At 71.5% G+C, this 1,076-nt stretch carries 2 pseudogenes; one reads left to right on the forward strand and one right to left on the reverse strand.

The annotated features are described in order from the left end of the window. A pseudogene (locus tag CEK69_RS20940) lies at positions 1–209 on the reverse strand (signal recognition particle-docking protein FtsY); the annotation flags it as partial. On the opposite strand from CEK69_RS20940, the pseudogene ftsY reads away from it, so the two are divergent. After that, positions 201–794 (forward strand): annotated as a pseudogene (gene ftsY / locus CEK69_RS20945) (signal recognition particle-docking protein FtsY); the annotation flags it as partial. The pseudogenes CEK69_RS20940 and ftsY sit on opposite strands and share 9 nt — an antisense overlap. Positions 795–1,076: the final 282 nt, after the last annotated feature.

Below are 1,076 nucleotides of genomic sequence, written 5' to 3' on the forward strand. Positions count from 1 at the left end.
GCGCCGGCGGCCAGCATCAGGCTGTGGCCCTCGTCCTTGAAACGCTTGGCCAGCTTGCCGATGGTGGTGGTCTTGCCGACGCCGTTGACGCCGACGGTCAGCACCACGAAGGGCTTGGCGTTGCGGTCGATCTGCAGCGGCCTGGCCACCGGCTGCAGGATCGCCAGCAGGTCGGCGCGCAGCGCCTGCTGCAGCGCCCTGGCGTCGGCAAGACCACCACCATCGGCAAGCTGGCCAAGCGTTTCAAGGACGAGGGCCACAGCCTGATGCTGGCCGCCGGCGACACCTTCCGCGCCGCCGCGGTGGCGCAGTTGCAGGCCTGGGGCGAGCGCAACGGTGTGAGCGTGATCGCGCAGGGCCAGAACGCCGACGCCGCCTCGGTGGCCTTCGATGCGCTGCAGGCCGGCAAGGCGCGCGGCACCGAGGTGCTGATCGCCGACACCGCCGGCCGCCTGCACACCCAGACCGGGCTGATGAACGAACTGGGCAAGATCCGCCGCGTGCTCGGCAAGCTCGACCCCAGCGCCCCGCACGAAGTGCTGATGGTCATCGACGGCACCACCGGCCAGAACGCGCTGTCGCAGCTGCGCCAGTTCCACGCCGCGGTCGGCGTCACCGGCCTGGTGGTGACCAAGCTCGACGGCACCGCCAAGGGTGGCGTGGTGTTCGCCCTGGCCCGCGAATTCGGCATCCCGATCCGCTTCGCCGGCATCGGCGAGCGCCCCGAAGACCTGCGCGTGTTCGATGCCGAAGCCTTCGTCGACGCGTTGCTGCCAGAGGCGTTGGGTGCGTGACGCCTAAGCCCCTCTCCCACTGGGGCGACTGGGCACGGCTTGCGCGCCACTGGCGCGCGTGCCCTGGAGCGCCCGCGCCGCCAGCGCGGGCCGGGGCGCGGAGCGGGGGTTGGGGTGAGGGTGCGGCGGAGCCAACCATGCCGGCACTGGCGCTACCCAAACCGCACTAGGCTTCGCCCGTACCCTCATCCGGCCCTTCGGGCCACCTTCTCCCGGAGGGAGAAGGAATAGCCGTACCCTCATCCGCCCCTGCGGGGCACCTTCTCCCGGGGGGAGAAGGGA

Origin of the sequence: Xanthomonas sp. LMG 12462 (genome assembly GCF_009192885.1) — a bacterium.
In the GTDB taxonomy this organism is placed as follows: domain Bacteria; phylum Pseudomonadota; class Gammaproteobacteria; order Xanthomonadales; family Xanthomonadaceae; genus Xanthomonas_A; species Xanthomonas_A sontii.